This window comes from Reichenbachiella sp. (genome assembly GCF_039941815.1).
In the GTDB taxonomy this organism is placed as follows: Bacteria; Bacteroidota; Bacteroidia; order Cytophagales; family Cyclobacteriaceae; genus Reichenbachiella.
This window is the reverse complement of the sequence record NZ_JBDVDW010000003.1, coordinates 1-1,484: the sequence shown is the minus strand read 5'-3', so window position 1 is coordinate 1,484 and position 1,484 is coordinate 1. Positions and strand designations below refer to the sequence as shown.

Sequence of the window (1,484 nt, the reverse complement as noted above, 5' to 3'; positions counted from 1 at the left end):
GCTCCTCAGTAGATAGCTCTCCTCGAAATATTAGAAAAGACCCAACTGAAAAATCACTATCCTGATCTAGATCGACAACAATGGTGCCCATATCTTTCATAGAAAGAAAAACTTGGTCTTCACGTATATCTGTCACCATTCCACAAATATATGTATCTGGTTCGTCAGAGTTTTTTTGCAAAAATGGAAAACCACCTTTGAATACAGCATCCGATTTTACAGCTAAAGTCAGTATCACATCTGTATCGATAAAATTTCCCGGCGCGTATTCTCCGCTATTACATTCCCCATCTAAACTATTGTCGTAATCAAACGCAGTTATACAAATAACTCCCAGATTCGAGTCAACCTTCAAAATTCGAGTATATCCAACCGCAATTGCAGATAAAATTTTGCCTTTTAGTTTCATTCTATTTCATCTTCTCAAAATTTTTGGCCGTTGCCGGCATCATTGACTGAAGTTTCCCTTTGTAAGTTATTACGACGGTTCCTTTATTTGGGGTTCGAGCACCTGACATAAAGTAAATTTTTTTATTCGAGCCAACACTTCTTACACGTCCTTGAGAGACTATTCTATTGGCTTGCCTAGTGAATTCATTAAATCCGGAGGCAGAACCATTTGTAAAAATCCCCGGAGACAGACCAAGGCGCCCCTCAAGGCTGGCAAGTCTATTCGGAAGTTTAGTGAAATGAATAATACCTTGGTTTGCACCATCGGCTGCTTCACCCCACGCATTCTTACTTGTAGCAATCCTAGAAGTTATCAGCTTTCCTGAATTAGAGACTACTGGTACTTTGCCCGGAGGATATGCTAATACAAGACCTGCAACATCGGAAAACTGGTCTGCTAGTTCAGGGGTAATACACTCTTGAGAGCTGCAATCTGAAGAGCCGAACTGAGCTTCCAATTCCTCTCTTTTTTCCAAAACATTTCTTTCTGAAAACGGGTTAATGTTCTCCCATAAATTAGAGAAAAAGCCCGAATTATTTCCGCTGTTTTCCTCTTTTCTCTTCGAAAGTTCTGTTTGACTGTTTAAATCAGAAGTATTAATAGAGCTCTGTACAGCAGATTGCGCTTTATTAGAACCACTATTTGTGATGTGGAAATTTCCATCAGAATCTTTTCCTGCATGACCAACGACATCTCCATTCTCATTGGTTATTTCCGTAGTTTCTCCAGAATCCAACGTGTCACCACACTCAGAAACCGTGTCAGAGGTCGAGCAGTATCCGGTTGGATCTATACCGGCCAACGGATTATTCATAATGTACGAGTATGGGTTTAGCGATTGCGAATTTGCTGGAGCCTGAATAAACGGATCCACCGACATAAACCTACCAAGGTTATAATCATACACCCGCCCGTTCATATGAATAATTTCTACTTCATCCAAATGTTCGTGGTCAGTAAAACCTCGGCGTGTCGCCATATCCACATCAAGCAAATTACTACCTAAGCGAGCAAACTTACCAAAACTCTGCAT

General features: G+C 40.6%; 2 protein-coding genes. Both read right to left on the bottom strand.

What is annotated here, in order from left to right:
• The coding region (locus ABJF11_RS00025; RefSeq protein ID WP_348117028.1) for a hypothetical protein at nucleotides 1-409 on the bottom strand (409 nt) is incomplete at its 3' end.
• A 1-nt stretch (nucleotide 410) separates the two neighbouring features.
• On the bottom strand, nucleotides 411-1,484 hold a 1,074-nt coding region (locus ABJF11_RS00020), incomplete at its 5' end, for an RHS repeat-associated core domain-containing protein (protein WP_348117027.1).